24 protein-coding genes and 2 pseudogenes are annotated in these 25,632 nt (G+C 48.0%); 10 read left to right on the forward strand and 16 right to left on the reverse strand.

Annotated features, from left to right (window positions below; genetic code table 11):
- The 5 genes and pseudogenes from tnpA to metA all read right to left on the reverse strand — a co-directional run.
- Positions 1–372: pseudogene (gene tnpA, locus ACFQNG_RS04620) on the reverse strand (IS200/IS605 family transposase); the annotation flags it as partial.
- On the reverse strand, positions 260–595 hold the full coding sequence (locus ACFQNG_RS04625) for a hypothetical protein (protein ID WP_379863775.1): 336 nt from the start codon (positions 593–595) through the stop codon (positions 260–262). The pseudogene tnpA and the gene ACFQNG_RS04625, both read right to left, overlap by 113 nt.
- 78 nt (positions 596–673) lie before the next feature.
- Complete coding sequence (locus ACFQNG_RS04630; RefSeq protein WP_379863700.1) at positions 674–886, reverse strand: hypothetical protein; 213 nt, start codon at positions 884–886, stop codon at positions 674–676.
- 115 nt (positions 887–1,001) lie between these two features.
- Positions 1,002–1,898 carry a hypothetical protein gene (locus ACFQNG_RS04635; RefSeq protein WP_379863702.1) on the reverse strand — a complete coding sequence of 299 codons (897 nt, stop codon included), beginning with the start codon at positions 1,896–1,898 and terminating at the stop codon, positions 1,002–1,004.
- A 475-nt stretch (positions 1,899–2,373) separates the two neighbouring features.
- On the reverse strand, positions 2,374–3,291 hold the full coding sequence (gene metA, locus ACFQNG_RS04640; RefSeq protein WP_379863703.1) for a homoserine O-acetyltransferase MetA: 918 nt from the start codon (positions 3,289–3,291) through the stop codon (positions 2,374–2,376).
- Between the two features lie 427 nt (positions 3,292–3,718).
- Between metA and ACFQNG_RS04645 the strand changes: the two genes are divergently transcribed.
- A complete protein-coding gene (locus ACFQNG_RS04645; RefSeq protein ID WP_379863704.1) occupies positions 3,719–8,035 on the forward strand; it encodes an alpha-amylase family glycosyl hydrolase in 4,317 nt (1,438 codons plus the stop codon).
- Between the two features lie 356 nt (positions 8,036–8,391).
- Positions 8,392–9,408, forward strand: a complete 1,017-nt coding sequence (locus ACFQNG_RS04650; RefSeq protein ID WP_379863705.1) for an acyltransferase — start codon at positions 8,392–8,394, stop codon at positions 9,406–9,408.
- 51 nt (positions 9,409–9,459) lie between these two features.
- Here ACFQNG_RS04650 and ACFQNG_RS04655 read toward each other — a convergent pair whose 3' ends face one another.
- Positions 9,460–10,701 (reverse strand): NAD(P)/FAD-dependent oxidoreductase, encoded by a 1,242-nt coding sequence (locus ACFQNG_RS04655; protein ID WP_379863706.1) that lies wholly within the window; start codon positions 10,699–10,701, stop codon positions 9,460–9,462.
- 146 nt (positions 10,702–10,847) lie between these two features.
- Between ACFQNG_RS04655 and ACFQNG_RS04660 the strand changes: the two genes are divergently transcribed.
- Positions 10,848–11,534: a Crp/Fnr family transcriptional regulator gene (locus tag ACFQNG_RS04660; protein WP_379863708.1), complete on the forward strand. Its 687-nt coding sequence runs from the start codon at positions 10,848–10,850 to the stop codon at positions 11,532–11,534.
- 266 nt (positions 11,535–11,800) lie between these two features.
- On the opposite strand, the gene ACFQNG_RS04665 is transcribed toward ACFQNG_RS04660, so the two are convergent.
- Positions 11,801–12,031 (reverse strand): GNAT family N-acetyltransferase, encoded by a 231-nt coding sequence (locus ACFQNG_RS04665; protein WP_379863710.1) that lies wholly within the window; start codon positions 12,029–12,031, stop codon positions 11,801–11,803.
- 92 nt (positions 12,032–12,123) lie between these two features.
- A pseudogene (locus tag ACFQNG_RS04670) lies at positions 12,124–12,261 on the reverse strand (GNAT family N-acetyltransferase); the annotation flags it as partial.
- A 282-nt stretch (positions 12,262–12,543) separates the two neighbouring features.
- Here ACFQNG_RS04670 and ACFQNG_RS04675 point away from each other — a divergent pair.
- Positions 12,544–13,245: a CAP domain-containing protein gene (locus tag ACFQNG_RS04675; protein ID WP_379863712.1), complete on the forward strand. Its 702-nt coding sequence runs from the start codon at positions 12,544–12,546 to the stop codon at positions 13,243–13,245.
- A 185-nt stretch (positions 13,246–13,430) separates the two neighbouring features.
- Here the strand turns inward: ACFQNG_RS04675 and ACFQNG_RS04680 are convergent, their stop codons facing one another.
- Positions 13,431–14,777, reverse strand: a complete 1,347-nt coding sequence (locus ACFQNG_RS04680) for a vWA domain-containing protein (RefSeq protein ID WP_379863713.1) — start codon at positions 14,775–14,777, stop codon at positions 13,431–13,433.
- Positions 14,778–15,012: 235 nt separating this feature from the next.
- On the opposite strand from ACFQNG_RS04680, the gene ACFQNG_RS04685 reads away from it, so the two are divergent.
- Positions 15,013–15,489: a hypothetical protein gene (locus ACFQNG_RS04685; protein WP_379863714.1), complete on the forward strand. Its 477-nt coding sequence runs from the start codon at positions 15,013–15,015 to the stop codon at positions 15,487–15,489.
- A gap of 163 nt (positions 15,490–15,652) precedes the next feature.
- Here ACFQNG_RS04685 and ACFQNG_RS04690 read toward each other — a convergent pair whose 3' ends face one another.
- The gene (locus ACFQNG_RS04690) at positions 15,653–16,483 is read right to left on the reverse strand and encodes an aldo/keto reductase (RefSeq protein WP_379863715.1); all 831 of its coding nucleotides are present in this window, start codon (positions 16,481–16,483) and stop codon (positions 15,653–15,655) included.
- Positions 16,484–16,653: 170 nt separating this feature from the next.
- Between ACFQNG_RS04690 and ACFQNG_RS04695 the strand changes: the two genes are divergently transcribed.
- Positions 16,654–17,319, forward strand: a complete 666-nt coding sequence (locus ACFQNG_RS04695; RefSeq protein ID WP_379863716.1) for a DUF2690 domain-containing protein — start codon at positions 16,654–16,656, stop codon at positions 17,317–17,319.
- 85 nt (positions 17,320–17,404) lie between these two features.
- Here the strand turns inward: ACFQNG_RS04695 and ACFQNG_RS04700 are convergent, their stop codons facing one another.
- Together ACFQNG_RS04700 and ACFQNG_RS04705 are read right to left on the reverse strand one after the other, a co-directional pair.
- Positions 17,405–17,614, reverse strand: coding sequence for a cysteine-rich CWC family protein (locus ACFQNG_RS04700; protein ID WP_379863718.1), 210 nt, complete (start codon positions 17,612–17,614; stop codon positions 17,405–17,407).
- A gap of 181 nt (positions 17,615–17,795) precedes the next feature.
- Positions 17,796–19,016: a cytochrome P450 gene (locus tag ACFQNG_RS04705; RefSeq protein WP_379863720.1), complete on the reverse strand. Its 1,221-nt coding sequence runs from the start codon at positions 19,014–19,016 to the stop codon at positions 17,796–17,798.
- Between the two features lie 103 nt (positions 19,017–19,119).
- On the opposite strand from ACFQNG_RS04705, the gene ACFQNG_RS04710 reads away from it, so the two are divergent.
- From ACFQNG_RS04710 to ACFQNG_RS04720, 3 genes are all read left to right on the forward strand, one after another.
- Positions 19,120–19,647, forward strand: a complete 528-nt coding sequence (locus tag ACFQNG_RS04710) for a PadR family transcriptional regulator (protein WP_379863722.1) — start codon at positions 19,120–19,122, stop codon at positions 19,645–19,647.
- Positions 19,648–19,943: 296 nt separating this feature from the next.
- A complete protein-coding gene (locus ACFQNG_RS04715) occupies positions 19,944–20,870 on the forward strand; it encodes a DUF4349 domain-containing protein (protein WP_379863724.1) in 927 nt (308 codons plus the stop codon).
- A gap of 258 nt (positions 20,871–21,128) precedes the next feature.
- The gene (locus ACFQNG_RS04720) at positions 21,129–21,548 is read left to right on the forward strand and encodes a hypothetical protein (RefSeq protein ID WP_379863726.1); all 420 of its coding nucleotides are present in this window, start codon (positions 21,129–21,131) and stop codon (positions 21,546–21,548) included.
- A 50-nt stretch (positions 21,549–21,598) separates the two neighbouring features.
- Here the strand turns inward: ACFQNG_RS04720 and ACFQNG_RS04725 are convergent, their stop codons facing one another.
- The 4 genes from ACFQNG_RS04725 to ACFQNG_RS04740 form a co-directional block, all read right to left on the reverse strand.
- On the reverse strand, positions 21,599–21,841 hold the full coding sequence (locus tag ACFQNG_RS04725; RefSeq protein ID WP_379863728.1) for a hypothetical protein: 243 nt from the start codon (positions 21,839–21,841) through the stop codon (positions 21,599–21,601).
- 327 nt (positions 21,842–22,168) lie between these two features.
- Positions 22,169–22,987 (reverse strand): YitT family protein, encoded by an 819-nt coding sequence (locus ACFQNG_RS04730; protein ID WP_379863769.1) that lies wholly within the window; start codon positions 22,985–22,987, stop codon positions 22,169–22,171.
- A gap of 210 nt (positions 22,988–23,197) precedes the next feature.
- Positions 23,198–24,043: a YitT family protein gene (locus ACFQNG_RS04735; protein ID WP_379863770.1), complete on the reverse strand. Its 846-nt coding sequence runs from the start codon at positions 24,041–24,043 to the stop codon at positions 23,198–23,200.
- A 224-nt stretch (positions 24,044–24,267) separates the two neighbouring features.
- On the reverse strand, positions 24,268–25,122 hold the full coding sequence (locus ACFQNG_RS04740; RefSeq protein WP_379863731.1) for a tyrosine-type recombinase/integrase: 855 nt from the start codon (positions 25,120–25,122) through the stop codon (positions 24,268–24,270).
- Between the two features lie 213 nt (positions 25,123–25,335).
- Here ACFQNG_RS04740 and ACFQNG_RS04745 point away from each other — a divergent pair, with 213 nt between their 5' ends.
- Complete coding sequence (locus ACFQNG_RS04745; protein ID WP_379863732.1) at positions 25,336–25,578, forward strand: hypothetical protein; 243 nt, start codon at positions 25,336–25,338, stop codon at positions 25,576–25,578.
- Positions 25,579–25,632: the final 54 nt, after the last annotated feature.

The following is a 25,632-nucleotide window of genomic DNA, read 5'->3' on the forward strand; positions in this document are numbered from 1 at the left end:
TTTCACTTGATACATTTCCTTCTGTACTAACGAAAAAAGAACGTGTCCAAAGACTTACCAGATGGACAAGTGCTTAAATTCTTGTCTCAGTCTTCTTGAAGTCACTCCTTTCACTTTTGCCATGATATCAGATGGTGAATGAGTGGGAAGACAGTTCAATAACAAATGACAATGATCAGGCATGACTTCCATAGCGACAATCACCCATTCATTCTCTTCACAAATTTCGGTCACCCGTTCCTTGAATCGCTCTTCTACTTCATTCACCAGTACTTTTCTTCGATAGCGCGGACAGAAAACAAAATGATAGTTGATTAAAGAGACGTTGTTCTTCTGTCGTCTTGTTCCATATCCAGATCCTAACCGTTCGATCCGCAAACTGCAACATCAAAAGATAAAAAATAGTTGCTCTAAGCATCCCCTTTATGGGATACCGAGCAACGCCGTCTTTCATCCCACGATTGAAACCGTGGGCTTTCAGCCAGCAAAAATCTGTAATACAATAAGAAAAATCAAAAGGCGGTGAAGACACTCCCATGGATAACCAACGCTTTCCCAAAAAATGGGGTTGTACAACTGGCACTGCGATCATCACCTGGCCCACATCCAAATGCTCAAGCGGCGACTAGGTTGGTGACAAACCAAGCGGCCAACATGCCGGCCGCTTGGTTTATCAATATTCGCCCTTGTCCTCTATCTCCCCGAGCTCATGACTCATCAAATATTCCGTCGCCTCTTGGGCATCCCTCGTTAAAAATGGATTTTTGCCCGGTTTGTAAATAATCCACCCCAGCAGTTCCACATCAGCCACATAGCGATCAATCGTAAACGGACCAAAACGAACAGGTTCTCCGATCTCAATCCATTCCAAGATCCATTCTATCATCGCCGCCAACTCCGCACATCATTTTACAATATTAGACGAGCTTTCATGCTATTTTGTTTCAATTTTCATCAAAAAATCCCCTTTTTTTGTTCGCTATAAAACCCTTTGATTTTTTTCAGCAATTGAACGTCTCACTCCACTTTTTTTCATCAACTTTCTCATTCTCATAAAACTCCCTGTTAACGAAAATGATTTCCTCCTGTGTCACTTCCATTTCCCATTGCTTGACAAACCCGTCCTCTTCATCAACCTCTTGGTATGTCACCACACCCAAGCACTCTGTTCGGTCACCATCCACATAGGGATGAATCCAATGCAGAAACAAGCGGATATAATCGGGGCCGCAGTCATGTTGCGGGATATAGGAATTCAGACTGACAACATATTGACCTTCCCGTTTCACCAATTCGTGAAAGGAATCCTTCGTCTCATTCGCCACAAAAGCAAACATCTTTTCCCAGCGTGAATCTTTTTCGAAAAAGCGGTGTTCAGGCACCGGAAAGTCTGGTTTCTCTTTTGGATAAGACATGAGATAACGCAAAACTTGCACAACTTGATGTGTCACATCCTTTTTCAACCAGATGGTGGTCCGAAAATGTTTAACCACCATGGGCGGCCCCATCAACTGTTCATCGATCCATTCACGCTCCCGCAGGTCAAACACCCTGCCCGAATCGTGAAAACCGATATAAGCCGGCAACGGCCAATCCATTCCGCCCGCATCAAGCCAACAATCGGCGATCCAGTCAATCATGGCATATTCCGCTACATAAAAATCGTCATCTTCCCCGACATCATCCCAACCAATATTATCAATGGAAATGACCTGTCCGATTTCACCCACTTCACTCAAACATGTATCCATCAAGGATAGAGTGAATCCGTAATGACCGTCATATCCATGAATCTCCATATACACATATACCGCCTCTTCCGGCAACTCCACTACTCCCGCGAACGCGGTTCGGAACTTCTCAATCGTTTCCTCCCTTTGCGGCCATAGCTTTTTCATGGCGAGCGCTCTGATCTCGCCATCCTCCTTATCTCAGCAAGAGTATATCATTTTTCAACCAGATTCTAATCCGCATATGACAAAACAGACTGCCGCAAACACCTGCGGCAGTCCATATCCAACCTAATCTAATCAAACACAAGCGGCAACTCTTTCTCCACTGGGTAAAAATTGTTCAGCATGACCAATTCCACTTCGACTGCATGATCCAAATGCTTGACCGTTCAGAATCGGCTCATTTCGTCTTTGTCATATCGCTTCATCCTTTGTCTCCTTGTTCATGTGTTCGCTAAGCCGGATTTCTCTTATTCAACAGTTTTCGCAAGGGAAGGATTGTCCAAACGCTGGGTTTAGCATGAACCTGCCCATCACCTGCGGATTCCCATCGGTTGGGATGCCCAATCCCTTACCCCCTGATGCACACGGCAAAAACGGCCTGCAAGCGCTTAGGCGAGCAGGCCGTTTGCCAACCCTATCATTTAATTTGATTCAAGTCATATGGCGTCTCTTGATACACGTAATAGTTTAGCCAGTTTGAGAACAACAGGTTTCCATGGGCGCGCCATCTTTGCATCGGCTGCTCTTTGGGGTCATCATGCGGGAAATAATGTTTAGGGAGCTGGATGTTGATCCCTTTGCTCAAATCACGCTCATATTCTTCTTTCAACGTAGTTAAATCATATTCGGAATGGCCCGTCACAAAAATCTGACGCCCGTCTTTACTCATCACGATATAGACGCCCGCTTCAGGTGATTCCGCCAAAATCTCCAACTCCTCCACCTTCTCGATATCCTCCCTGCGCACTTCGGACAAGCGGGAATGCGGCACATGGAAACAATCATCAAATCCACGCAACAATTTGGTGTTTCTCTTGCAGATGACATGCTCAAACACGCCGAAACACTTTTCCGCCAACCTATATTTGGGGATGCCATAGTGATGATACAAAGCGGCATGCGCACCCCAACAGATATGCAGTGTGGACGTCACATGATGAAGCTTCCAATCCATAATCTGCTGCAACTCTTTCCAGTAAGTCACTTCCTCATATTCCAAATGCCCCACCGGTGCGCCCGTAATAATCATGCCATCATATTTTTGGTGCTCTATCTCATCAAACGTTTTATAAAACATGGCGAGATGTTCGGGTGGTGTGTGTCGGGTGGTATGGGTTTTGGGATGAATCAGGTCAATTTCCACCTGTAAGGGCGAATTGCCAAGTAACCGCAAAATTTGGGTTTCTGTTGTGATTTTGATTGGCATCATATTCAGGATGACGATTTTCAACGGGCGGATGTCTTGCCGAAACGCATCGCTCTCGCCCATGACGAATATATTTTCGTTATTTAGAATTTTGATCGCTGGCAATTTGTCTGGAATCTTAATCGGCACCAGTATCCCCCCCTGCTTCCTTATCCATCGAGTTGGCTCCAAATCTACTTTCACTATCATAACACAAACGGGCGATAATGAATTTCTACAAGTTATTTCAAAAGTCGAGAGCGGAAAAACCTTATCCCGATGAGCGCCGATGGACAAGTGATGCGAATGGGAAAGCGGTTTTGGAGCGATCGCCATAGCCATTTCTCCATCCAAAAGATGGTTTTGAAATCGCTTCTAGTTATTTCAAACAATGAGCCCCCCTTTGCCAAGCGATGCGCTTAAAAAACGGCCCCTCATCCTTTTTCCCTCCTTGGCACGCCATTGTTTAATTAATTAAAAAAATGCGATTGACTCTATTCTTCTCTTTATTTGTTATGATATAAATAAATTGAATAATGCAAACGATTTCATGACGACACAAAGGAGGTCTCACACCTTGTTCAATAAATCCTTTCATTTATTGCTCCTTATTTTTTGTCTAGTTGTGCAAACGATTTCATTAACAAGTAGCCCTACCCTCTTCGCCGCGGAACGAACCGTCACCTTAGTCGGAACGCTGCAGGATGAACTGGGTGGCTCAAGCGAATGGAATCCCGCCGATCCCAAGACCCTCATGGCCAAGCAAGCGGACGGCACCTACCAACTCACCGGTGTTCTTCCCGCTGGAACCTATGAATACAAAGTCGCCCTTAATGGCACATGGGATGAGAATTACGGTTTGGGCGGCAAACAGGGCGGCGACAATTATCAATTAACGGTCGATAAAGAAACCCCATTTACCTTCATTTACAATGATGAAACCCACCTCATCACCATCCCCCTGCCCAAAGACCAACAACCGCGCATCGTGGGGGATCTTCAGCCCGAGTTGGGAGCCGGCGCTGAATGGTCACCGGCCGAATCGACCGCCATATTGACAGATGATGATCACGACAATCTCTACACCTATACCGTCAAGGTTCCCAAAGGAAAGCATGAATTCAAGGTTGTTTTGGGCCACAGCTGGCAGGCGCCCGCCTACCCCTCGGACAATGTCGTCCTCCAAGTGCGGGAAGATGCGATCATTACCTTCACCTATAATCACGACACCAAAGCCGTCTATACCGATTACGACCCCGGGGTTCCCGATGGTTCCGTTCAGGCGAACGAACTCCGCCACGACACATGGGATGTGGTATACCGCAAGCCCTTCGGCGCCATTAAAACAGGCCAATCCGTAACTTTGCGGCTCGGCACCAAGAAAGGCGATTTGTCGCAAGCCAAATTATTCACCCGTAACTTGACCAGCGGCAAAACTTCGCTGATTCAGATGAAGCGGGCGGGTTGGACGGAGTTGGGCAAGAAACGGATCGAATATTGGGAGGCGACGTTTGCCCCCACGGAAAAAGGGGTGTTTGGCTATAAGTTTATCGCCCGCGATGGAAACAGTGTGAAAGAATATGGGGACGATCCCAAACAAGGCCACACCGGAACATCGGCGGATGCCAATGCGTCCTTATTCCAGCTCACCGTTTATGATCCAACATATCATACGCCCGATTGGATGAAAGAAGCGGTCGTCTATCAAATCTTCCCCGATCGCTTCTACAACGGCAACAAGCAGAACGACCGGGCGAAAGCCAACGCGCGCGGGCAAGAACCGATCGAGCACCGCAAGTGGAGTCAGTTGCCGGACAACCCCCGCATGAAAGAACAGGAGGGGTACGATGGGGACGGCATTTGGAGCAACGACTTTTTCGGCGGGGATCTCAAAGGGATCCAAGCCAAGTTGGATTACATCCAATCCTTAGGCGTCAATACCCTCTACCTCAACCCGATTGCGCAAGCGGTATCCAACCATAAATATGATGCCACCGATTATCAGGCCATTGATCCCATGTTTGGTTCACCCGCCGAGTTCCAAGAATTTGTCAAAGAGTTGCGCAAACGCCATATGCACCTGATTCTCGATGGTGTCTTCAACCATGTCGGAGATGACTCCATCTACTTTGACCGCTATGGAAAATACAAGACGGTGGGCGCATATGAATACTGGTCGCGTGTATATGACTTGGTCAACACCGGCGTCAAGGAAGAGGACGCGAAAAAACGTGCGGAAAAACAATTGCTGGCCGAAGGGCAATCGTTTAGCCCATACGGTTTCCACAACTGGTTCAACATCGAGAACAAAAAAAAGAACGGCGTCTACTCATACCAAGCGTGGTGGGGTTTCGACTCCTTGCCAGAGATTAAGGCCATTCCGGGTGAAGCGGTCGATCATCCGTCAGAGCTTAACAACAAGGATTTTGCCAACTATATCATGTATGACGATCACTCTGTCGCCAAGTCATGGCTGAACCGCGGAGCGACAGGTTGGCGCCTGGATGTGGCTAATGAAGTGGATCTCGAATTTTGGCGTGAGTTCCGCAAAGAGATCAAACAAGACAAAAAGAAAGAACCACTGATTCTGGGAGAAATCTGGGATGACGCTTCCGCTTATTTCTTGGGCGACTTGTTTGACTCCGTCATGAACTATCGCTTCCGGGAGGCGATGATCGATTATCTCAAAAACGGCAACGCGGAACACACCGCAGAGTCACTCACCGCCATTCAAGAAGATTATCCGCCGGAAGCCTTCCATGCGCTCATGAATCTGCTCGGCTCCCATGACACCCCTCGGGCGGCGTTCGTTCTGGGCAATGGCACAGATATCTATGAACGGGCGGAACAAGACCCGGCTTATGACCATGCCTTGGGCATCAAGCGTTTAAAGCTCGCTTCGATCATTCAGATGGGCTATGCCGGAGCGCCAACCATTTACTATGGTGATGAGGCTGGCATGACCGGTTCCAAAGATCCCGATGACCGTCGGACTTATCCATGGGGCAAGGAAGATCACGACTTGATCCGGCATTACCAGAAGATCGGACAGGTGCGCGGAAAGCATCAAGCCTTGTTTGCCCACGGTGATTTGCATCACCTCTATGCCCAAGACGACATTTTGGTCTTCAGCCGCAGCAAGGGCAAAGAATTCGCTTTGATCGCGACCAACCGGGGAAATAAAGCGAAAACGGTGGAGTTGGATGTGAAAGGCCTGATGGTCAACCACACCACGCTGGCCGACCAATTGGACACAAAGTATGTCACCCGTTCACATGATGGCAAACTGACGATCACCATCCCGGCCATGAGCGGCCGCATGTTGGTGAGCACCAAGCCGGTACAAAAACCGCCCAAACCGGTTGCCCAGTTGAAGGCGACAGCGGGAAATCATCAAGCCGTTCTGCACTGGAAAGGCGCCGCAAAAACGTTTCATGTATATCAATCAACGGTCCAAGGCGGCCCCTACCAAAAAGCGGCAACGACGAACCGGACACAAATCACCCTGAATGGATTACACAACGGACGCGCTTACTACTTTGCGGTCACCAGTGTGGACCAAGCGGGAAATGAATCGGCCAAAACCGTCACCGGCGCCGTTATTCCCCATATTCCGTTAACATCGGACAACACAAGCATAACCCATCTGACTTCGCTTCAGGACAGTGTGCTTGATTTGGCGAGTAACCAACGCGTTGCTGCGGAAATCTCGATCAAAGGCGCCACCGAACAAGGACAGGCGGAAGGCTTGTGGGCCCGGCTGGAAGTGAAAGAGCCGGGGTCCACTGAATGGACGCCTTATGAAGCCGTTTACTCGGGACAAAATGAGACGGCTAATCGTTTTGTGGCGGAATTTACCCCATTTGGCGACGGCACGTATTCATATCGGTTCGCTTTTTCTTCCAACCTGGGACACACATGGTTAACCAGTGAAACCCAAGAAGTCACGTTTCGGCAAGGGGAAGATCGTACGCCGCCCGCCACCGGTGTGACGCTGAAGCAACCGACACAGGAATCCGGACAAGTCAACCTATCCTGGAGCATCCAAGATGGCGATGATCCTTATCTCGCCGTCATCACACGGGACGGGAAGCCAATCACCACCTTGGCAGACATGTCGCAAAGCCACTATCAAGATCTGGACGTGTCCAACGGCACCACCTACCAGTACCAAGTCAAGCTGTATGATCGATATGGCAATGCCGTTTCATCCAATATCGTGAGCGTCACCCCCGACTTGGTCATGGTAAAAGTGACGTTTAAGGTGCATGTGCCGGATTATACCCCGCAAGATGTCAATATCACGATTCCCAACAGTGAAAATGGCTGGAACACGGAAGCTTGGACGATGTCGCGCAATGGGGCGGTCACGAATGATTTTGAATATACGACGGAACTCCCCGAAGGGGAACAAATCACCTATAAATATGTGAAGGGCGGCAGCTGGGAGCAAGAAGGCTTGGCCGATCATACACCAAACCAACCGGATGACGATGATGTGAGCTATTATGGATACGGGGCCACAGGAACTGATCTCCACCTCACCGTCACCAACCAGGGCGGTAATCAAATGATTGTACAGGATCACATCCTGCGGTGGATCGATCAACCCGTGGTGATCACTTCCCACACTGACGGGCAAACCGTCACATCCCCGACCATCACCTTAAGAGGAAACGCGATTAAAGAAGGGATGCTCACCATTAACGGGGAAAAGGTCACCATCCAACCCGACATGTCCTTTGCCCATACCCTCAACCTGAAAGAAGGAACCCATTTGATTCAACTCCATATTGAACCGTCTGAAGAAAACAAATCAACTATCTTCAAAAACGACGGTGGAGCCATCGCCAAAAACACGAAAGACCTTGCGTTCACGATCCACCGAAAATGAACCTCCCTCCGCCTGAAGAGGCGGAGGTTTCTTACCATCAGGAGCAACAGCACTTCTGCGTGGGTACCGGAATCATTTTACGTGATGACTGCTTATCCTCACCACAACCCCATATGATTCAGTTATCGCGGCTACAACACATTTTGTGTGATTTTTAGAATATTAATTCAAGAAAAACTGTTTCAATCAGACGTTTATTCACATGGATCAAAGGGTAAACATGAAAAAATACCCCAATGGTTAGAAATCTACCAACAACAAACCCCATTGGAGAACCAATTCAAATCGCCTGAAAAAGAAAAACAGAGGAACTGGTTCACTCTGTTTTTCTTTTTGTTGGCAGAAAGGAGCCTACTGTGAAAGAACGGATTGAAGAAATCCATGCATTAAAAGGCATCTGCATCCTGGCGGTCTGTGTCATTCATGCAACTGGGACATTTCTCTCTTTTTCCGCTGAACCCCAGAATGTTTTTTTCTTTCTGAACCACCTGAGCCGTTTTAGTGTACCCGTTTTTTTCCTTGCCTCCGGCCTTCTCCTCTTTTACCAATATCACGATCGCCACCCCTTTCCCTTGCGCCACTTCTGGCAGAAGCGGAGCGCTTTCATATTAATCCCCTTTGTGGTGTGGTCACTCGTGTACACCGGATATCTTTGGTGGGAAAATCCACATAACCTGGCTGTATCTTGGATTGACAATCTAACCCATATCGCGTTGGGACAAGGCTATTATCATCTATACTTTCTCTTTGTGCTGGTTCAGCTTTATGTGATTTTTCCCATCCTATTAAAGATGTTCCAGCGTTGGCCTGACTCGCTCGTACTGGTCACAACGCTCTGGGTCTCGATTCTGGCCCTGAGCGGCAATTGGCGCGAATGGACTTCCATGTGGGGGATTACCGTGGAAGAATACAGCATCCGTCGCTTTTTTCCGGTTTGGTTGTTCTACTTCAGTTTCGGAGGTTGGTTGGGCATCCATTGGCAGCGGGTGCGCGAAAGAATCCATCGCATCTCCTTCCCTGCCCTTGCCCTGACCGCGATCCTGCTCGCTTTTCTGATGACCTTGGAAGTGGGAATCGAACAGCGGAGCGGGTTCTACTCACTGGTGACCATCCCTTATTCAATCATCCTGTTTCTCCTTGTATACCGGCTCGCCAGAACCTTTTCTTTAACCGGATTGTCGCTGATTGGCCGTAACTCATTCGGCATCTATCTCATCCATCCCTTGATTCAGGCGCTCCTGGTGCAATTCAAACTCGTTCCCACCCCGTTTTACGGCTTTTTATGGCTGCTGTTGGCCATGGTCATCATCCCCCTATTCCTGACCATGGGCATCCTCAAGTGGCGATGGGGCGGTTATGTGGTGGGAAAATAGCCTTGCGATTGCCGAAATGCCCCAAACCAGCCTTGACGGCTGGTTTGGTTTTTACCCTTCCCCCATCTGCCGCTTCCAACCTTCGGCCACCTTCGCTTGATAATCCTCCACCTTAAATGCCCGATTATACAGCCCGATAAATCGTTCCTTCCCTTCATCATTCTCTTCAAGCCATTGGAAAAATCGTTTTTGTTCCGCCGTCAACGGGTGAAACTTGGTCATGGTCAAGGCCCACTTAAACAAAGAGCCAAAGTGATGGTCCAGTCGCTGTTCATACTCACCCGCCAGCGCGGCCTCCTGTGACTGCCAATCCGGATACTTGATCAACACTTCGGCCAAAAGTTCGGCACCCCATACAGCATCATGAATTCCCTGCGCCAGCGCCGGGTCCTTAAACATGGCCGCATCGCCCACCAACACCCAACCGGGACCCATCGCCGGATACCATACATTATCATAGAAAGGCAATCCCCGGACCGGCTCCTCCACTACCGCCCGCGCCAGCCGCTGATGGAAGGAAATCGGCTGAAAATTCTCTTTCAAAAATCGCTCGTACGCTTCCATCGGATGGCGTTGAAAGGCTTTCATCCAGGGTTGGTCCGTGTTGGGAAAGGAAACATAGACAACCGATTGTTGATGAGAAGTGGGAAAAACGACCAGCGTATAATCCCCGATCCGGTTCACCTCAAACGCCGGGGGACCTTCCCTCTCTAGGTGTGAAAGATAGCTGAAATAACAGGCGAAATCGGAAGGAACCGCCTGCTTGGGTGAAAGCGACAATTCCCGCCGCACCACGGAATGCCGCCCATCCGCTCCAATCACCATGCGCGCCGAAATGTCGCGCACCCTCCCTTGCCCATCACGCCCCCGGACACCTACCACCCTCCCCGCCCGCTTAAGTAGGGACTGAACACGGAACCCCTCTAAAAAAGAAACCGTCGGATATGAGACAGCTTTCTCCAACAAGGCCTGATCCAGCTCACTCCGCCGAATGCAATAGCCGTGGGACTCTCCCTGGACGATTGGCAAGTTGCCTTGAATCGACACTTCATCAAAACGCATGATCACTTCACTTACCGCCGGAGCGGACGTCTCCGCAAACAGTTTGCCGATGCCCAACGCTTTCAGATGATGAACCGTATTGTTGAACATCGCATGGGTGGATAGCGTCTCGCTGGGAAAGCGGGCGGCATCCACCAAACAGACCCGCACCCCGCTTTGGCCCAACCGCATGGCCAGCGTCGCCCCCGCACACCGGGCACCGACAATGATCACATCCACTTCTTTTGGCATGTGGCACCCCATTTCTTTTTCAGTCTTTCACAAGCTTCCATTCGTATTTTTGCAAGAACGGATCGCTTGTACGATAATAAAATAAAGCCAGATTTACATTGCACCCTTTTCCCGCACCCTATTCCAGCAGATGGAGGCGTTCACCCATGCATCATCCGATTGATCTTTTGCAAGGAGTCCCTTTGTTCTCCGGCCTGACAGACTCAGAACTGGAGAGGCTTTGGGAGATAGCGGACCATCGCAACTTCAACAAGAAAGAGGTCATCTTCACCGAAGGCAGCGAAAAAACGGCCGTTTATCTTATTAAAAGCGGGCTCGTTAAAACATATAAAACAGACGAGCGCGGCCATGCGCATATCGTCTCTTTGCTCCGCGATGGGGATCTGTTTCCCCACACCGGTTTTTTCAGCCAACACCCCTATCCGGCCACAGCCGAAACCATCGATCAGACGGAACTGATCGCCATTCCCGTCAAATCATTTGAAGCGCTCATGCTTGCCAATCCCTCCATGGCGGTGAAAGTCATGCGCGTGATGAGTGATAAAATCCTGGACTTGCAAAAGCAACTCCAGGAGTTAACGGGTTACGCCGCACAAAATCGGGCCATCACTTTTTTATTGGGACTGGCGGATAAATATGGGAAAAAACGAGAGGGAACCATCCGGATCGACATCCCGCTCACCCACCAAGACATGGCCAGCGCGATCGGCACCACCCGCGAAACGGTAAGCCGCCTCTTAAACCAACTCCGCAAAGACGGGTTGATTGATGTGGGGCGAAACCAATTCATCATCCTCGACAAGGATGCCTTAAGCCGTTGGGCAGGCCCATAATGGGTCATCCTGCTATCCTCTTCCCGTTCTGATTCCTTTTCGAACCACAGCTTGCCGGATTTCCCTTTTCCTTCAAAGGAGAACATCCAATCAACAGAGAGGGATTGTCCCGTTGCCAAAGAAACGATTCATCCGATCCAAGAATCAGTCCCACCACTGCGTGTATATGGGCGCAAAATCACGAAGCTTTTTTACCAACGGCCGTTTCAAAATCATCCCGATCGTTTGCATATCTTCAACCACGCCAATCAGAAAACCCGATTCTTTCAAAATCCATCCAATCGACTGGCGGGAGCGAGCGACTTGAAAAAGCCCACGCTTTTCTTCACATAGCCCAGCTTGAGATAAAAGCGGTGCGCCCCTTGACGTTGTTCGCGGTTACCGCTGTTGAGGGCAACGGCAACCGCCCTCTGACGTTTGGCCCAATGCTCCGCCTCTTCCACCAACGCCTTGCCGATTCCCCGCCCTTGATATCGCGAATCCACCACCAATGCCATGATGCGCAATAACATCCATCCCGCTCATACAACAAGTGAGTACTCAGGCCAACCATCCCGACAACCTGGCCATCCGTTTCCGCCACCAGCGTATGGTTATGCGGATCAGCGGCGATGCGCCGGTATCGTTCCCGCATCTCTTCCTCTGTGGTTGGATAACCCAATTCCTCCATCAATCGAGCAAGCACGGGTACGTCATGCATGTTGGCTTCTCTTATCCTCATCCCCATCCTCCTTTTGATCAATAATGGTTTACAAAAGCTTTGTTTCGTAAATCATTTTATGTACATCGATAAAAACCCTTTTCCCAAACATATAAAACACTTAGGATAGCGCCCTCATTCCATCCTTAAACAGGAGGTCAATCCCCCTGTGACTAGGGAGTGTCTGGCAAAACCCCGTTTTCATTTCCAATCATTTCTAAATAATTAGCCCTCTCACTATGTTATCCTTTAATAGAACAAGCTCAGCAAGCCTTGGCACGAGCGAATCTAAGCATAGGAGGGCTACTAATGAAGAAATATCGTTTCATAGCCGCACTGGCAATCACCGGCGCATTGATCGCAACCAATCCGGTCAGCACTTTCGCCGCCGACCAACAAGGATCGGGGACAGTCGAGAAGCTGAGCCCATCCCATTGCACTACCATTGATATAAGAACATTCCGAGATTTAGATATCGAAGCGCTTCTTAAACAATATGGCTTTCAATTGAATTCCCAATCCAAACCAGCGGCAATCACGGCGCAACCGCAAAAACAACCAACCGCCAGCAAAACAACGAAGCCAACATCCAATCAAGCAAAACCATCCCCAAGCCGACAAACAAGTTACAGCCTTAACCAATTTGAACAGCAAGTGGTTGATCTCACCAATAAAGAGCGCGCCAAATACGGTTTGCCCGCGCTGAAAATCGATGCCAAATTAAGCGAAATGGCACGCGCCAAATCGCAGGATATGCATGATCAAGGCTACTTCGACCACAACAGTCCCACCTACGGTTCGCCATTTGACATGATGAAGAAATACGGCATCCAATACCGAACAGCCGGCGAAAACATCGCCATGGGACATCGCACTCCTCAAGAAGTGGTAACCGGCTGGATGAACAGCGAAGGCCACCGCAAAAATATTTTGAACAAAAACTTCACCCATATCGGTGTGGGGTATGTTAAAGACGGCAACTATTGGACCCAAGAATTCATCGGCAAATAATGGATCCAAGGCGCCAAAAAAGAAGTGCGGAAAGCATATAGCCATAGGGGATCGTCCTTGACACACTGCACAATGGGGATGATCCCTTTTTCTTTTGCCATGACCACATTTCACAAGATGAAAAAGCCCACCCGGTCAAACCAGGCGGGCTTTCCCTTAATACCCCATTCGGCCGGGCACTGCCATTAAAAATTGACTTCACGTGAGTCCAAATCTTTTTGCGCTCCCTTGGTGATTTCATCCATCCGCTTTCTTAAACGATCATAATAGGCATCCAACTCTTTTGACTTCTGTTCTTTCAAATTGGAACGGAATCGGTCCAACAACTCTTCCCGCTTATCCACCCGGGCAAGCAATTCTTGCGCCACTTTCGCTGTCACGATTTGATTCTGTTCCAGCACTTCGACAGCATCTCTCAAGTGTCTCAGCTCAGGCTCCAAAACTTCCTCAAAATCACTCTTATAAAGCGGATGCCCCCTTTCCAACAGCCCTTCGATCGCCTTATCATCATCCATGGAACCCCATAAAATGCCATTATTATTCTCAACGCTCCACCAGTTGATCTGATTTTGGCGGCCAACATAATCCCAAATGCCCATGCCTTTTTTGATATCCGCACTGGACTTGGCGTCGGTGAATTGACCCCCTCCTGCTTCGGCCACTTCTTTCAATGCTTGTTTGCTCTGTTCATCCAAGTCGAACCCGATGATGTTCACCACCGCTTGGATGTTGGACTTATGTAACGCTTTCGCCTCTTTGACCGGATTTCCCCCGCAAGTTTCCAACCCGTCGCTCACCACATACACGATATTTTCCGCATTGGGATCATTCCCCAGGTCTTGCTTGGCCGCACGAATCGCCGCCGCGACGGGAGTCCACCCAACCGGTTTCAATTGATTTACCGCTTGGTTAAAAGCGTCCGCCCGATAAGGCCCGAGCGGATATAAAGTGTCGGTGCTGGCGCAAGAAACCGCTTTGTCCGCATCCTTGTTGCTCCCTTTATGTCCATACACCCGCAATGCCACTTGGGTGTCTTGTTCAAGGGAAGCGGCAAAGTCCAACACGGCTTTTTTGGCTTCTTCCATCTTGGTATTGCCATTCACTTTCGCTGCCATGCTGCCGCTGGCATCAACCAACACCACGACATGTTTTTCTTTTTTCTGCTTTTGTTCCTTTTTCACAATGCCTTCGTTGGGGTCAAAGTCCCCCAATTTGGTCAGCTTATACCGGGGTTGATATTGTTTCGCCTTTTTCACGACGGGTTCATAGTCCTCCGCCAACAGTTCGATCAAGCGATCATACGCTTCCTGTTCATCCATCTTTTTCGGCCATTTTTTCAGTTCCGCCGTCACTTTCGCTTCATCATATTTTGTTCCGGCATATTTTCCCGGCCCTTCAATCAGCATACCCTCCACCGTTGTCGCAGCATGTTTCTCTTTTGGCGGTTGGGCTTTATCCGCCATCCCCGAACAAGCGGATAGAACCAGCAATGAGCCGCAAAGCATGGCCGAGATTGCGCTTCCAGCTTTCATCCATTTTCTCTCCTTTAACTCCCTTGAATCGACTAGTCTACCAGTTCAAATATGTATTATATACAAGAAAATGACATGGGCAGAGACGCTTTTTGTCAAAATAATAAAAAATAAGCCAACCGTCCACTTCACTCCCATCCTAAAAGTTTATCTCCTGTTCAGCTTTCATTCATCTGTCATTCAGCTTGGCTTAGTATGATGGTGGCAATCGAGCTATTGCAGGAGGAATGGTAGGATGAATCGACTATGGCGGGCATTGCGCAAGTCCGTGCCGATGACGTTTCGTTGGTTTATGGCGTTCGAGTTTCTTATTTATGGAGGGGTCAAGCTGGCATTTGGGCAGTTCGGCCATATTCCGTTGGATGAAATCGCGCGGGTTGCGGCCGTGAAAGGGGAAGGCTTTGCCATCACCTGGGCTTTTTTCGGCCATTCCCGCCCTTATGAACTCTTCGTCGGCTGCGGGGAAGTGGTTTCAGGCCTCCTTCTACTCATCCCCCGCACAGCCACCCTGGGCGCGGTGGTTTATTTCCCCATCGCCCTCAATGTCATGTTTGTGAACTACTTTTACCGCATCGGGGTACATGACCTCAGCACGTTGCTGGTCATCATGAACCTTTTTCTTTTATGGTTGGATCGGCAGAAGCTCCTGATGATTTTCTGGAACAACGAATCATTGCCCACCCTTGAAAAGAAAGGAAGAAAAGCGGCATGACCCCCTTTGTGACCAATACGTTGATCATCCTGTTTGTGGTTATCACTCTTTTCTACCTTATCAAAGATTACATGGAAGAAAAGAAAAAAAACTAAGCATCCTTCCCATTCGCGAACAAGATCAATCCCCGGCCTCTTGATCTGGCCGGGGATACCATGGCAAGTTAAAATTTGAAATGGTCGGGATTTTGCCCGAAGCGTTGGTTCCGATTCAACCCGTCCAATTTCTCCATATCCTCCGTCGAGATTTCAAAATCGAAGATATCCGCGTTTTCGACAATCCGGCTGGGGGTGACCGATTTGGGTATCGTCACCACTTCATGTTGCAAATCCCAACGCAACACCAATTGCGCCGGCGTTTTTTGGTATTTTTCGGCCAGTTCCATAAGCACCGGTTGATTCACGACATTTCCCCGCATCAAGGGACTCCAAGCTTCAAACTGAATCGACTGCATCCGGCAGAAATGGCGCAGTTCCTGTTGCGTCAGCAAAGGGTGAAACTCCACTTGATTTACCATCGGTGTCACTTCAGAGTCCCGCAAAAGCTCTTCCAGGTGGTGAATGTGGAAATTGCTGACCCCGATCGCCCGGACCCACCCATCCCGGTACAGCTTCTCCAACGCCCGCCAGGTTTCTTTAAACAACCCTTTCACTGGCCAATGGATAAGATAGAGGTCCAGATAATCCAACCCCAACTTTTTGCGGCTGGTTTCAAACGCGGTTAACGTGGTTTCATACCCCTGGTCCGTATTCCAAACCTTGGTGGTGACAAAGAGGTTTTCCCTCGGTATCCCTGATCGTTTGATCGCGTTGCCCACACCCGCCTCGTTTTGGTAAAAAGCCGCCGTGTCAACGCTTCGATAGCCTGTTTGCAAAGCCACTTCCACCGCCCGCTCCACTTCACTCCCCTCTTGCGCTTTATACACGCCCAAGCCCAGCCACGGCATCTTTACCCCATTGTTTAACACAACGCCGTCCGCTATGTGATGAGCCATCTCGTTCTTCCTTTCTTATTCAACTTCTCATCGTTATTGAGGATATGATTATTATATCCTTCAGAACCCTCCCGAAAAAAGGAAGAAAGCAGATGGATGTGGCATATAAACCCACTGTTTATTGCGAATAATCATATAAAGGGATTTACCCAGAAGGAGGCTTCATCCATATGAAAAAAAGATGGGCGATATTTGCCGCCACTCTGCTCACTTCCAGCCTACTGGTGGACATGGCCGGTGCGGCGGAACAGGACAAGCCGGCCCCATCCAAATCAAAGGAACCCGTGAACGTCGAAGTGAAAGGCGATCTTATCCTAGAATATTATGAAGGGCCAAGCACCGTAAAACTCCCTTCGGAAAAAGAAATCTTCAAAAGACAAGGAAAACGCGCAACTGCCAAATCCCCGCAACCGTCCATCCAAGCTCTCGCATATGACAACACCGATCCTGAAACGACAGGTTGCGCCAACAATGCGATCACAGCCAGAAGCGTGTTGGTCAAGAACAAGTCCGGCACGGTCTTATCCACCACTGAACTCCGCTACAGTCCCGCCTGCCGCACCGCATGGGGGCGGATGTACGTAAAAAATTATCAATCCACGAACTATGGACAAGTCGTGTTGTATCGGTTGGAACAGCCCTATCCCGATGAAGCGCCCTACAATTGCCCCGACACCTGGCCGGAATGTTACCATTGGAAGACCGACACGTATGTTTCACCCGGAGACAGCAATTACACCAACCAATTCAATGATGCCGGAACGCTTTCTTTTGCCCACGGCATGATTCGCACCCGCACGGGAGGCATTTTCGAAGCTACCACCGCATCTTATTGATTGCGAGATTCCCTAACCATCCCACAAACAAATGCAGCCCGCAATCAGGCTGCATTTGTTTTGCCATGAATCGCTTTTGCACCGTTTATTCCTGAGGGATTCGCTGTATGAACCGATCGAGGCATGCTTTGCATATGCAAGCTTTTCCCCTTTGGTCCGTCGGCACGAGCGCCAACAGCCCGGCAGGAAAACGCTCCCGACTGCACCAGCATGAACCGATCGGCTGGCCCGCCAAGTTGCAACCGTTGCCCTTGCCGCAAATGGGGCAGGTAAACGGATTCTTTTCCCCGCTCAACCGACGCCCTCCTTTTTGCTCGCCCATGCTTGATATCCAGCCTTCGTGAATGCTCTTATCCGCCTCTTCCTTTTCATGATGCCAGATGATCATTTATACTTGATTCGAGTATACCGCACAGCGGTTGTTTTTATCATTGCATCGAGAATGTATCTGACAGTAACCGTTTCGCCTCTGCTGTTCAATCCTTTTCCAATCGGAGGGGGAAGCTCTTGAGAGATTGGCCCGACGCCGAATCTGTCAAATGTTCGGTCACCTCGAACGCCTCCACCATACGAATGTCGGCAAACCGTTTCACAAATGTGGTCAAAGCAATGTTCGCTTCCATTCGAGCCAGCGGAGCGCCCAGACAAAAATGCGGGCCAGCTCCAAAAGTGAGGTGGTGTTGATTGCCCGGACGATGGATATCAAACTCTTCCGCATGGGCAAATTGGGATTCATCCCGGTTGGCGGCGGCAATCCACGCCACAACCATTTGCCCCCGCTTCATTTCATGCCCAAAGACGGTGGTGTCTTGAGCCACCTTGCGGTCCATGGCGATCGGAAAGCGGAAGCGCAACACTTCCTCAATCATTTTGGGAACCAATGACAAGTCGGCCCGCAACTCCTGATAGATGCCCGGTTGATCAATCAACAAGGAGTAAAACACATTGGAAATCAGCGTAGTCGTGGTTTCATTTCCCGCGGCCAGCAGTCCCCTGCTGGTCATGACCACTTCTTCATCCGTTAATTGTTCGCCCTCAACCTCGGCTTTGGTCAAATCGGAGATGATGTCATCGGTGGGATGCTTCCGTTTCTCTTGCACGATGGGATACAAGTAGTCATGAAACTCCTTCACGGCCCGCGCTTTTTGCTGGACGATGTCACCATACGTTTCTTTCGCATACGGGAGAAAGAGGATGTCTGACCAGGTTTTGAACAGCTCCCGGTCTTTGGAAGGGACACCCAACAAATCCGCGATGACAATAATCGGCAGGGGAATCGCCAACTTCTGCACAATATCGACGGTCGTCTGGCCTTCCATATCCGCGACCAATTCGTCGGCAATGGCTTGGATTCGAGGCACCCACTCTTGCAGACTGCGGGGAGTGAACGCTTTGGCAAGAAGTGCGCGTCGATTCCGATGTTCCGGCGGATCGGAAAAGTTGACATTGCTTCGGTTATTGTTTCTGGGAACAGGAATCAAACTTCGTTCTTTCTTGTTGGAAAATAACTGGTGGTCAAACAACACGCGCTTGACATGTTCATATAAAAACACATTCCATACGTCTTGCTCGGCATCATAATACACAGGGCTATTTTCTCTCATCTCTTTATACCAAGAAAAAGGTTCCCATTGCGCTTGCTTTGATTTGAGCTTCGATATTTCGTGCAAGAGGATCGTTTGATTCGTTGTGTTCACAACAACCCCTCCTATCAGCAGCATCCCTTACATATGTTAATTTAACATATATAAAGGCACAGCGGAACTCATTCGAGCAAAAATTCCGAAAAGGGTGATATCGGTGTATGTGGAGATCTTAATATTGGAACAACTCCTGTCAGGCCCCAAACATGGCTATGAAATAAAGAAAAACATTCAAGAGGCGCTGGGGGAGGCGTTTGAAATCAACAACAATTTATTGTATCCCGCTTTGCGCCGCTTCCTGGAGATGGGCGCCATCTCCAAAGAAGTGGTCAAGCCTGAAGGTAAACCAAATCGCCACATCTATCTTTTGACCGATGTCGGGGAAGAAATTTTTTGTGAAATGATTCGCGAATTCCCAAGTAAAATGGCGGCCAACCGAACCGAATTTTTGGTGCGGGTGGCGTTGTTTGGCCGGTTGGAACACGAAATGCAACAAGAGATTCTACAAAAGAGACAGGAAGTGTTGGAAAAAGAACGGAATCATTATCACCATATTGAGAATACCCATCCGAAAAACCCCTTTGTCATCGAGGTGATTCGTTTCCAAAAGACGCAGGTTGAACATGAATTGGCCTGGATCGCGCACTTGAAACAACAAGTAGACACTATGGCCAACCATAGCTGAATACAGGGCCATCTTGGCCCCTTCTTTACCAGGTTGATGCATGTTTCCTTTTCTTTATCACATTCGTCAAAATTTAAAGTGAAAAACAACCAAAAAATCCGTTATATGCTCGAAGTATTTTAATGTAACCCATTATATACAGGTTGCCTCTTCCCCGTAAGCTTGATCACTTCAACCAATATTCACATTTTTCAAATAGGATTCCGCAACCTTACCAACACAAATACGTCACAATAAACCGAAAACCATTTTCCATCAATGTGAACTTGGTCTCAAAACCTCAAAGGAGGACAGCCATGCGTCTGAATAAACGTGGAAGCTTGACACTCATTTTTTTCCTCACCTTCACTCTATTGATCGGGTGCAGTTCAGAGGTGGAGCAATCGTCGAAAGTGGCGAACCCCAATATGGCATTTAACAGCACGGAAAGCGCCCAAACCGATTCGATGGCGAAACCGCAAAGCGGCCTTCACCCAACCTCAGCCTCTGACAAATTGCCGCCGACATCCCAAGTCACCAAAAAGATGATCTATACGGCCAAAATCAACGTGACGGTCAAAGATTACAAGACAGCGAAGACAAAGCTGGAAGAACTGGTGCAACAGCATGACGGGTACATGGTGAACAGCTCGGAAAAATCAAATAAAGCCATCAGGGGGAATTTTACCTTCCGCATTCCCCAAACAGAGTTTGACCCATTCATTAAAGACATTCCCAAATTGACGGATTCCGCTCCCCCCTCCATCGAAATCGACGGCAATGATGTCTCCGAAGAAATGGTTGACCTGGAATCCCGTTTAAAAGCCAAGCAAGCGATGGAAAGCCGCTTACTTGACTTCATGAAAAAGGCCTCCAAAACGGAAGATCTGCTGGACATCTCCAATCAGTTGAACTTGACCCAAGAACAGATCGAACAAATCAAAGGCCGGCTTAACTATTTGAACAATAAAGTGGATTTCTCCACCGTTCATATCTCCATGGAACAAGCAGTCGTCTCACCAACCCCGCCCGATCAATCATTGGGCAAGCAAATGGTCGAATCGTTCTTGGTAAGCATCTCCCGACTGGGAGCTTTTGGGGAAAGCCTGCTCATTTTCCTCTCCGGCGCCATTCCCGTCCTCTTCGTCCTGGGCGTGATTGGAGTCCCCGTTTACTTGTTGGTGCGACGGTTCAGTCGGAAAACGCATAACAGGGATGCTTCCTCCGGTCCGGATGACGTTTAATAAGATCCGGCGGACACATACGATAATGGACAATAAAAAAGAGAGTTGGGCATGCATGATCATGAACCCAACTCTTTTTTTATTTTCCGTGCATGATTCCATCTTTTCTCCAGTGCTTTGATCCATCCGCCTCCACACAACATCATGACTGATCCGGAAGACAGTCGATTTTATATACAATGGTTGGTTGGAGGGGAATTAAAGAAAAAGTGGTAATTAAGTACAAAGGATGAGCACGCGAAAGGATGGAGATGGAAAATGGCAACAAGATCAATCGATGAGTTAAGTTTACTGAGCACCCCCTTTCGGTCCAGATTGCATCAGTTTATGGGCAGTCTGACCAAAAAGCGGATTGTGTTGAATTGGCCCAAAGACAAAGAGCGCTTACAACGCAGGTTATATAAAGAAGATGTGCACAGTGACGCCCAGTTCCTATTGTATCTGGCCGATTATTTTCGCGAAATCAAGCCCATATTGATCCAATCATATCGGGAAGAGTATCCGGAAGATGTCCCAACCCCAACCAAATTGAAGGGATGGATGGAAGACTGCGCCATCGCTTCCAGTGTCCTCGGCCGCAAAAAAGAACGGAATGTTTGGCTGGAAATGATCCGGGTGTTTGAATGGTTAATGGAAGCCAATCTGATTCCCATCAATGATAAAAACGCGTTGATATGAAAAGGCTGAGGGTTCACCTCAGCCCGAGCGTTTCCATGCACCATGCACCTTTATCGCTTTTGCCTGCCCCGATTGGCAAGTTGAATGGCTTCATGAATCTGGCGCTCATATTCATCCTCTTTTTGCCGCTGTTCTTCGTGAAGCCGTTCTTCTTCTGCCTGAAGTCGTTTGCGTTCTAAAATTTCAAGATACTTCTCATCAAAATCATCCCCGCTGTACCCGGCAAAGACAGACATTTTCTCAACATCACTTTGTTCTCTTCGCTTCTGTCGATTTCCGCCAAAGAATGGCATGTGAACCCCCCCATCTTTTTTTGATATTGGGGATGTGTTAAATGGCAACGAACTCCATTTCCCAAATATTCCTAGTATGTAACGGACAAAAATTCGCCCTTTATTACTACTATGCGCCAAACGATCCGCTCAATTCAATAGCAATCTTACATTCTATCGATCATTCGCTCGGCCGTCAGCTTATAACCGCCCCGCTAGGGCATGTCTGGCAAATCAAGTTGATCGATAGGAGGCGGTGGAAAAACCTTTTCCCAATGAGCGCCGAAGGACAAGTGAAGCGAATGGGAAAACAGGTTTGGAGCCGCCGACATTTCTATCAAACACGCCCTAGTGAATATCGCGCTTTTTAAATCTCCCGCCTTTCACATCATGAATATTGCCGATGGCCAAGAAGGCTTGGGGATCAACATCTTCAACGATGGATTTCAGCTTGGCTTCTTCAAGCCGAGTGACCACACAAAAGATGACCTTTTTGGATTCACCCGTATACGCGCCTTCTCCACTCAAATATGTGACCCCGCGTCCCAAGCGGTTTAGGATGCACTCACCAAGCTGTTCAGGTTCATCGCTGATGATCCAAACCGATTTGGTTTCATCAAAGCCCTCAATGGTGATGTCAATCATTTTGAAAGCAATAAAATAAGCGATCAGTGAGTACATCGCCCGGTCCCAACCAAATACAAATCCCGCGCCACCCAAAATAAACAGGTTGAAAAACAGCACGATTTGCCCCACCGAAAAGGGCAACCTTTTGTTAAAAAGGATAGCGAGAATTTCCGTTCCGTCCAGTGAACCGCCGTATCGAATGACTAAGCCGACTCCTATTCCCAAAATGATTCCGCCAAAGACGGCCGCCAACAGAGGGTCATCAGTAAGCCCGGGAACATCATGGAGCAAGTTGGTCCCAATGGACATGATGATGACACCAAACAAGGTGGAGAGGGCAAAGGTTTTTCCAATTTGCTTATAGCCCAAATAAAAGAATGGAAGGTTGAGCACAAATAACAACACCCCCAGATTGAGTGTTGTCAGATGGGAGAGCATGATGGATATTCCCACAATCCCCCCGTCAATAACTTTGTTGGGAACCAAGAAAATTTCCAGACCAACGGCCACCAACATGGCTCCCAACAAAATAACGAAGATATGTTTGAAGAGTTTTCCTTTTGACCATTTCTTGTGATCGTATTTTTTGGATTGAGGTGTCACCGTTTCCAATAAAATTTACCCCCTTATAAAAAATAAAGGTTGAGACCATTTTTGACCATAAATAAAAAAGGAGCGTGCCATCAGCCCCTTTTTAACATTTGCTTTCTTTATTCGTTTATACGTTGCGGACAGGTCGTATGCATGACATCAGTGGATATCTTTCTTCTTAAATCGTCCACCCTGCACATCATAAATATGACCGATGGCCAGGAAAGCCTGGGGGTCCACTTCTTCCACAATGGTTTTGAGTTTCGCTTCTTCCAAGCGGGTTACCACACAGAAAAGCACTTTCTTCGCCTCTCCTGTATAAGCTCCTTCTCCGCTCAAGTAAGTTACGCCACGTCCTAACCGATTGAGAATGATCCTTCCCAATTCTTCCGGCCGATCACTGATAATCCAAACGGATTTTGTCTCATCAAAACCTTCAATGGTTATATCGATCATTTTAAAAGCAATGAAATAAGCGATCAATGAATACATGGCACGATCCCAACCAAACACGAACCCAGCACTACCGAGAATGAACAAATTCATAAACATCACGGTTTGACCCACAGAAAGAGGGAGCTTTTTATTGAACAGAATGGCCAGAATTTCTGTGCCATCGAGCGAACCACCATTTCGGATGACCAATCCTACCCCAATGCCCAAAATGATTCCGCCAAAAACGGAAGCCAATAGTGTATCCTTTGTAAGTCCTGGAACCTCATGAAGCAAATTGGTCCCGACGGACATGACCACCACTCCGAATAAAGTGGATAAGGCGAATGTTTTTCCGATTTGCTTGTATCCAAGGAAGAAAAAGGGGAGGTTCAACACAAACAGTAACACGCCCAAGTTTAAACCGGTTAAGTGTGACAGGATAATGGAAATCCCCACAATCCCTCCATCGATCACATGATTGGGAACGAGGAAAATTTCCAAAGCCACGGCCACCAAAATGGCTCCCAGAAGAGTGAAGGTAGATCGCTTAAAGAATTTGGCCTTTGACATTTTCTTATGAACTTGTTTTTCTTGGCTTACTTTTGCAACGGATGCTGTCACTTCCATTTCTCAACCCCGCTTCCTTTAAATGTTTTTTCATGCCGACACAACTGAACGGCCACGATCCAGACAGATGGGTCTGGAAGTTTCCTGTCGGGAACTGGACTAGGCTCACCAATAAGCGATATCAACGTCCTGAAAAATCGTAAAGGATGAAACGTTCCCATTATTTGTTAGATAAATGAATCAAAGACTTTTTCGATCGCTTGTTCCAATTCCTGTTCCGATGGTTTGGAGTACCTGCGTGTTAGATTGATGTCACTAAGGCCAACCAACGCGGCAACTGTGGCTATATCCACACCTGAACAGACTAATTCCCTACAATAAGTATGTCTTAGCTGATGAGGACAAACACCGTATTTTTCAAGAACCCTTTGAACCGATCGGATGGTAATGCGCTTTTTATAATTGGATAAAAAAAGTGCAGGATCATCATCTTCCCGTGTGCGGAGATAGGCGTATAGGGCGCTTCGGGCTTCTGGTGGCAATGGAACTTGACGCGCGACATTCCTTTGTCCCTTGCGAACTTTCACCGATCCACTCTGTTCAGTCACAGTAATATCCTCTTGATTCAATGCCACCAATTCAGAAACGCGTAGACCTGTATACAAAAGCAGATAGACGATGGCGATATTTCGCAAGTTGGCGGATCGTTCCACTTCACGAAGCAATCGGTTTCGTTCATTTCTTTCCAAGAATTTGGGAGCAATGTGGTGAATTTTCCTTGTTTCCGGTCGCCAAATATGCCGCAGGATCTCTTGGAATCCGAGAAACTTAACAAAAACGGATAAAGCGGCAAATTTGTTTTCGATCGTCGCAGCACAGTTGCCCTTCTGTTCAAGGTGATAAATGAACTGTTGAAGATCGACGCTCGTAAGCTGCCGCAAGCTCCCTTCATTTTGGTTTATCCATTGGACAAACTCATTGATAATGCGCATGTATTTATCAATGGTTTGCTTCCTTTTCCCTTTGGCTATTTGATCCTGGCAAAACCTTTCTATCACTTTCACGACACTTTTTTCGTCCATTAACTCACCTTCAAATTCCGGAGTGATTCGGGTTCTGAATATTGATTATAACACAAAACTGTCGTGAAAGATGAGTTTCACGACTATTTAATGCTGTTGATCAAGGATAGACAAAGCGTGAAACCTCTCTCCCCAGGCTATTGATTAAAAAAGTTATAACGCAATCACTTGTTTTTTGTATAATAATGAAGGATGCTCCGTAATGAAAGATCGATGATCGCCGTGGTTGACAAACCGTTGCACCGTAATCTTAAACCCCAATATATTATGGTCACCCCTGAAGAAGGGTTAAAAGTGACCTATTTGGGCATCACGGAGACCAGCCCCAACAAACCTCGGATAATTTCAAAATCTTACGACATCGATAAAGTGGCAAAAAAAGAACAACATCCGCTTGAACAAAAAGGGGTCATTCGATGCCATCAGCAAATGCCAATCTCAATGGCATATTTCTAATAAGAAAACACGATTCAGGAGGAGAACCATTGGTTAACAAAAGTCTAAAAGGAT

This window comes from Laceyella putida, from assembly GCF_042665195.1.
Lineage (GTDB): Bacteria > Bacillota > Bacilli > Thermoactinomycetales > Thermoactinomycetaceae > Laceyella > Laceyella putida.

Coding starts and splice junctions, on each gene's coding strand:
- ACFQNG_RS04720 (WP_379863726.1), top strand. CDS start 21,129: ATGGCAACAAGATCAATCGATGAGTTAAGTTTACTGAGCACCCCCTTT.
- ACFQNG_RS04690 (WP_379863715.1), bottom strand. CDS start 16,483: ATGGCTCATCACATAGCGGACGGCGTTGTGTTAAACAATGGGGTAAAG.
- ACFQNG_RS04715 (WP_379863724.1), top strand. CDS start 19,944: ATGCGTCTGAATAAACGTGGAAGCTTGACACTCATTTTTTTCCTCACC.
- ACFQNG_RS04745 (WP_379863732.1), top strand. CDS start 25,336: ATGATCGCCGTGGTTGACAAACCGTTGCACCGTAATCTTAAACCCCAA.
- ACFQNG_RS04655 (WP_379863706.1), bottom strand. CDS start 10,701: ATGCCAAAAGAAGTGGATGTGATCATTGTCGGTGCCCGGTGTGCGGGG.
- ACFQNG_RS04635 (WP_379863702.1), bottom strand. CDS start 1,898: ATGAAAAAGCTATGGCCGCAAAGGGAGGAAACGATTGAGAAGTTCCGA.
- ACFQNG_RS04740 (WP_379863731.1), bottom strand. CDS start 25,122: ATGGACGAAAAAAGTGTCGTGAAAGTGATAGAAAGGTTTTGCCAGGAT.
- ACFQNG_RS04685 (WP_379863714.1), top strand. CDS start 15,013: ATGAATCGACTATGGCGGGCATTGCGCAAGTCCGTGCCGATGACGTTT.
- ACFQNG_RS04680 (WP_379863713.1), bottom strand. CDS start 14,777: ATGAAAGCTGGAAGCGCAATCTCGGCCATGCTTTGCGGCTCATTGCTG.
- ACFQNG_RS04660 (WP_379863708.1), top strand. CDS start 10,848: ATGCATCATCCGATTGATCTTTTGCAAGGAGTCCCTTTGTTCTCCGGC.
- ACFQNG_RS04725 (WP_379863728.1), bottom strand. CDS start 21,841: ATGCCATTCTTTGGCGGAAATCGACAGAAGCGAAGAGAACAAAGTGAT.
- ACFQNG_RS04630 (WP_379863700.1), bottom strand. CDS start 886: ATGATAGAATGGATCTTGGAATGGATTGAGATCGGAGAACCTGTTCGT.
- ACFQNG_RS04735 (WP_379863770.1), bottom strand. CDS start 24,043: ATGTCAAAGGCCAAATTCTTTAAGCGATCTACCTTCACTCTTCTGGGA.
- ACFQNG_RS04675 (WP_379863712.1), top strand. CDS start 12,544: ATGAAGAAATATCGTTTCATAGCCGCACTGGCAATCACCGGCGCATTG.
- ACFQNG_RS04665 (WP_379863710.1), bottom strand. CDS start 12,031: ATGGCATTGGTGGTGGATTCGCGATATCAAGGGCGGGGAATCGGCAAG.
- ACFQNG_RS04695 (WP_379863716.1), top strand. CDS start 16,654: ATGAAAAAAAGATGGGCGATATTTGCCGCCACTCTGCTCACTTCCAGC.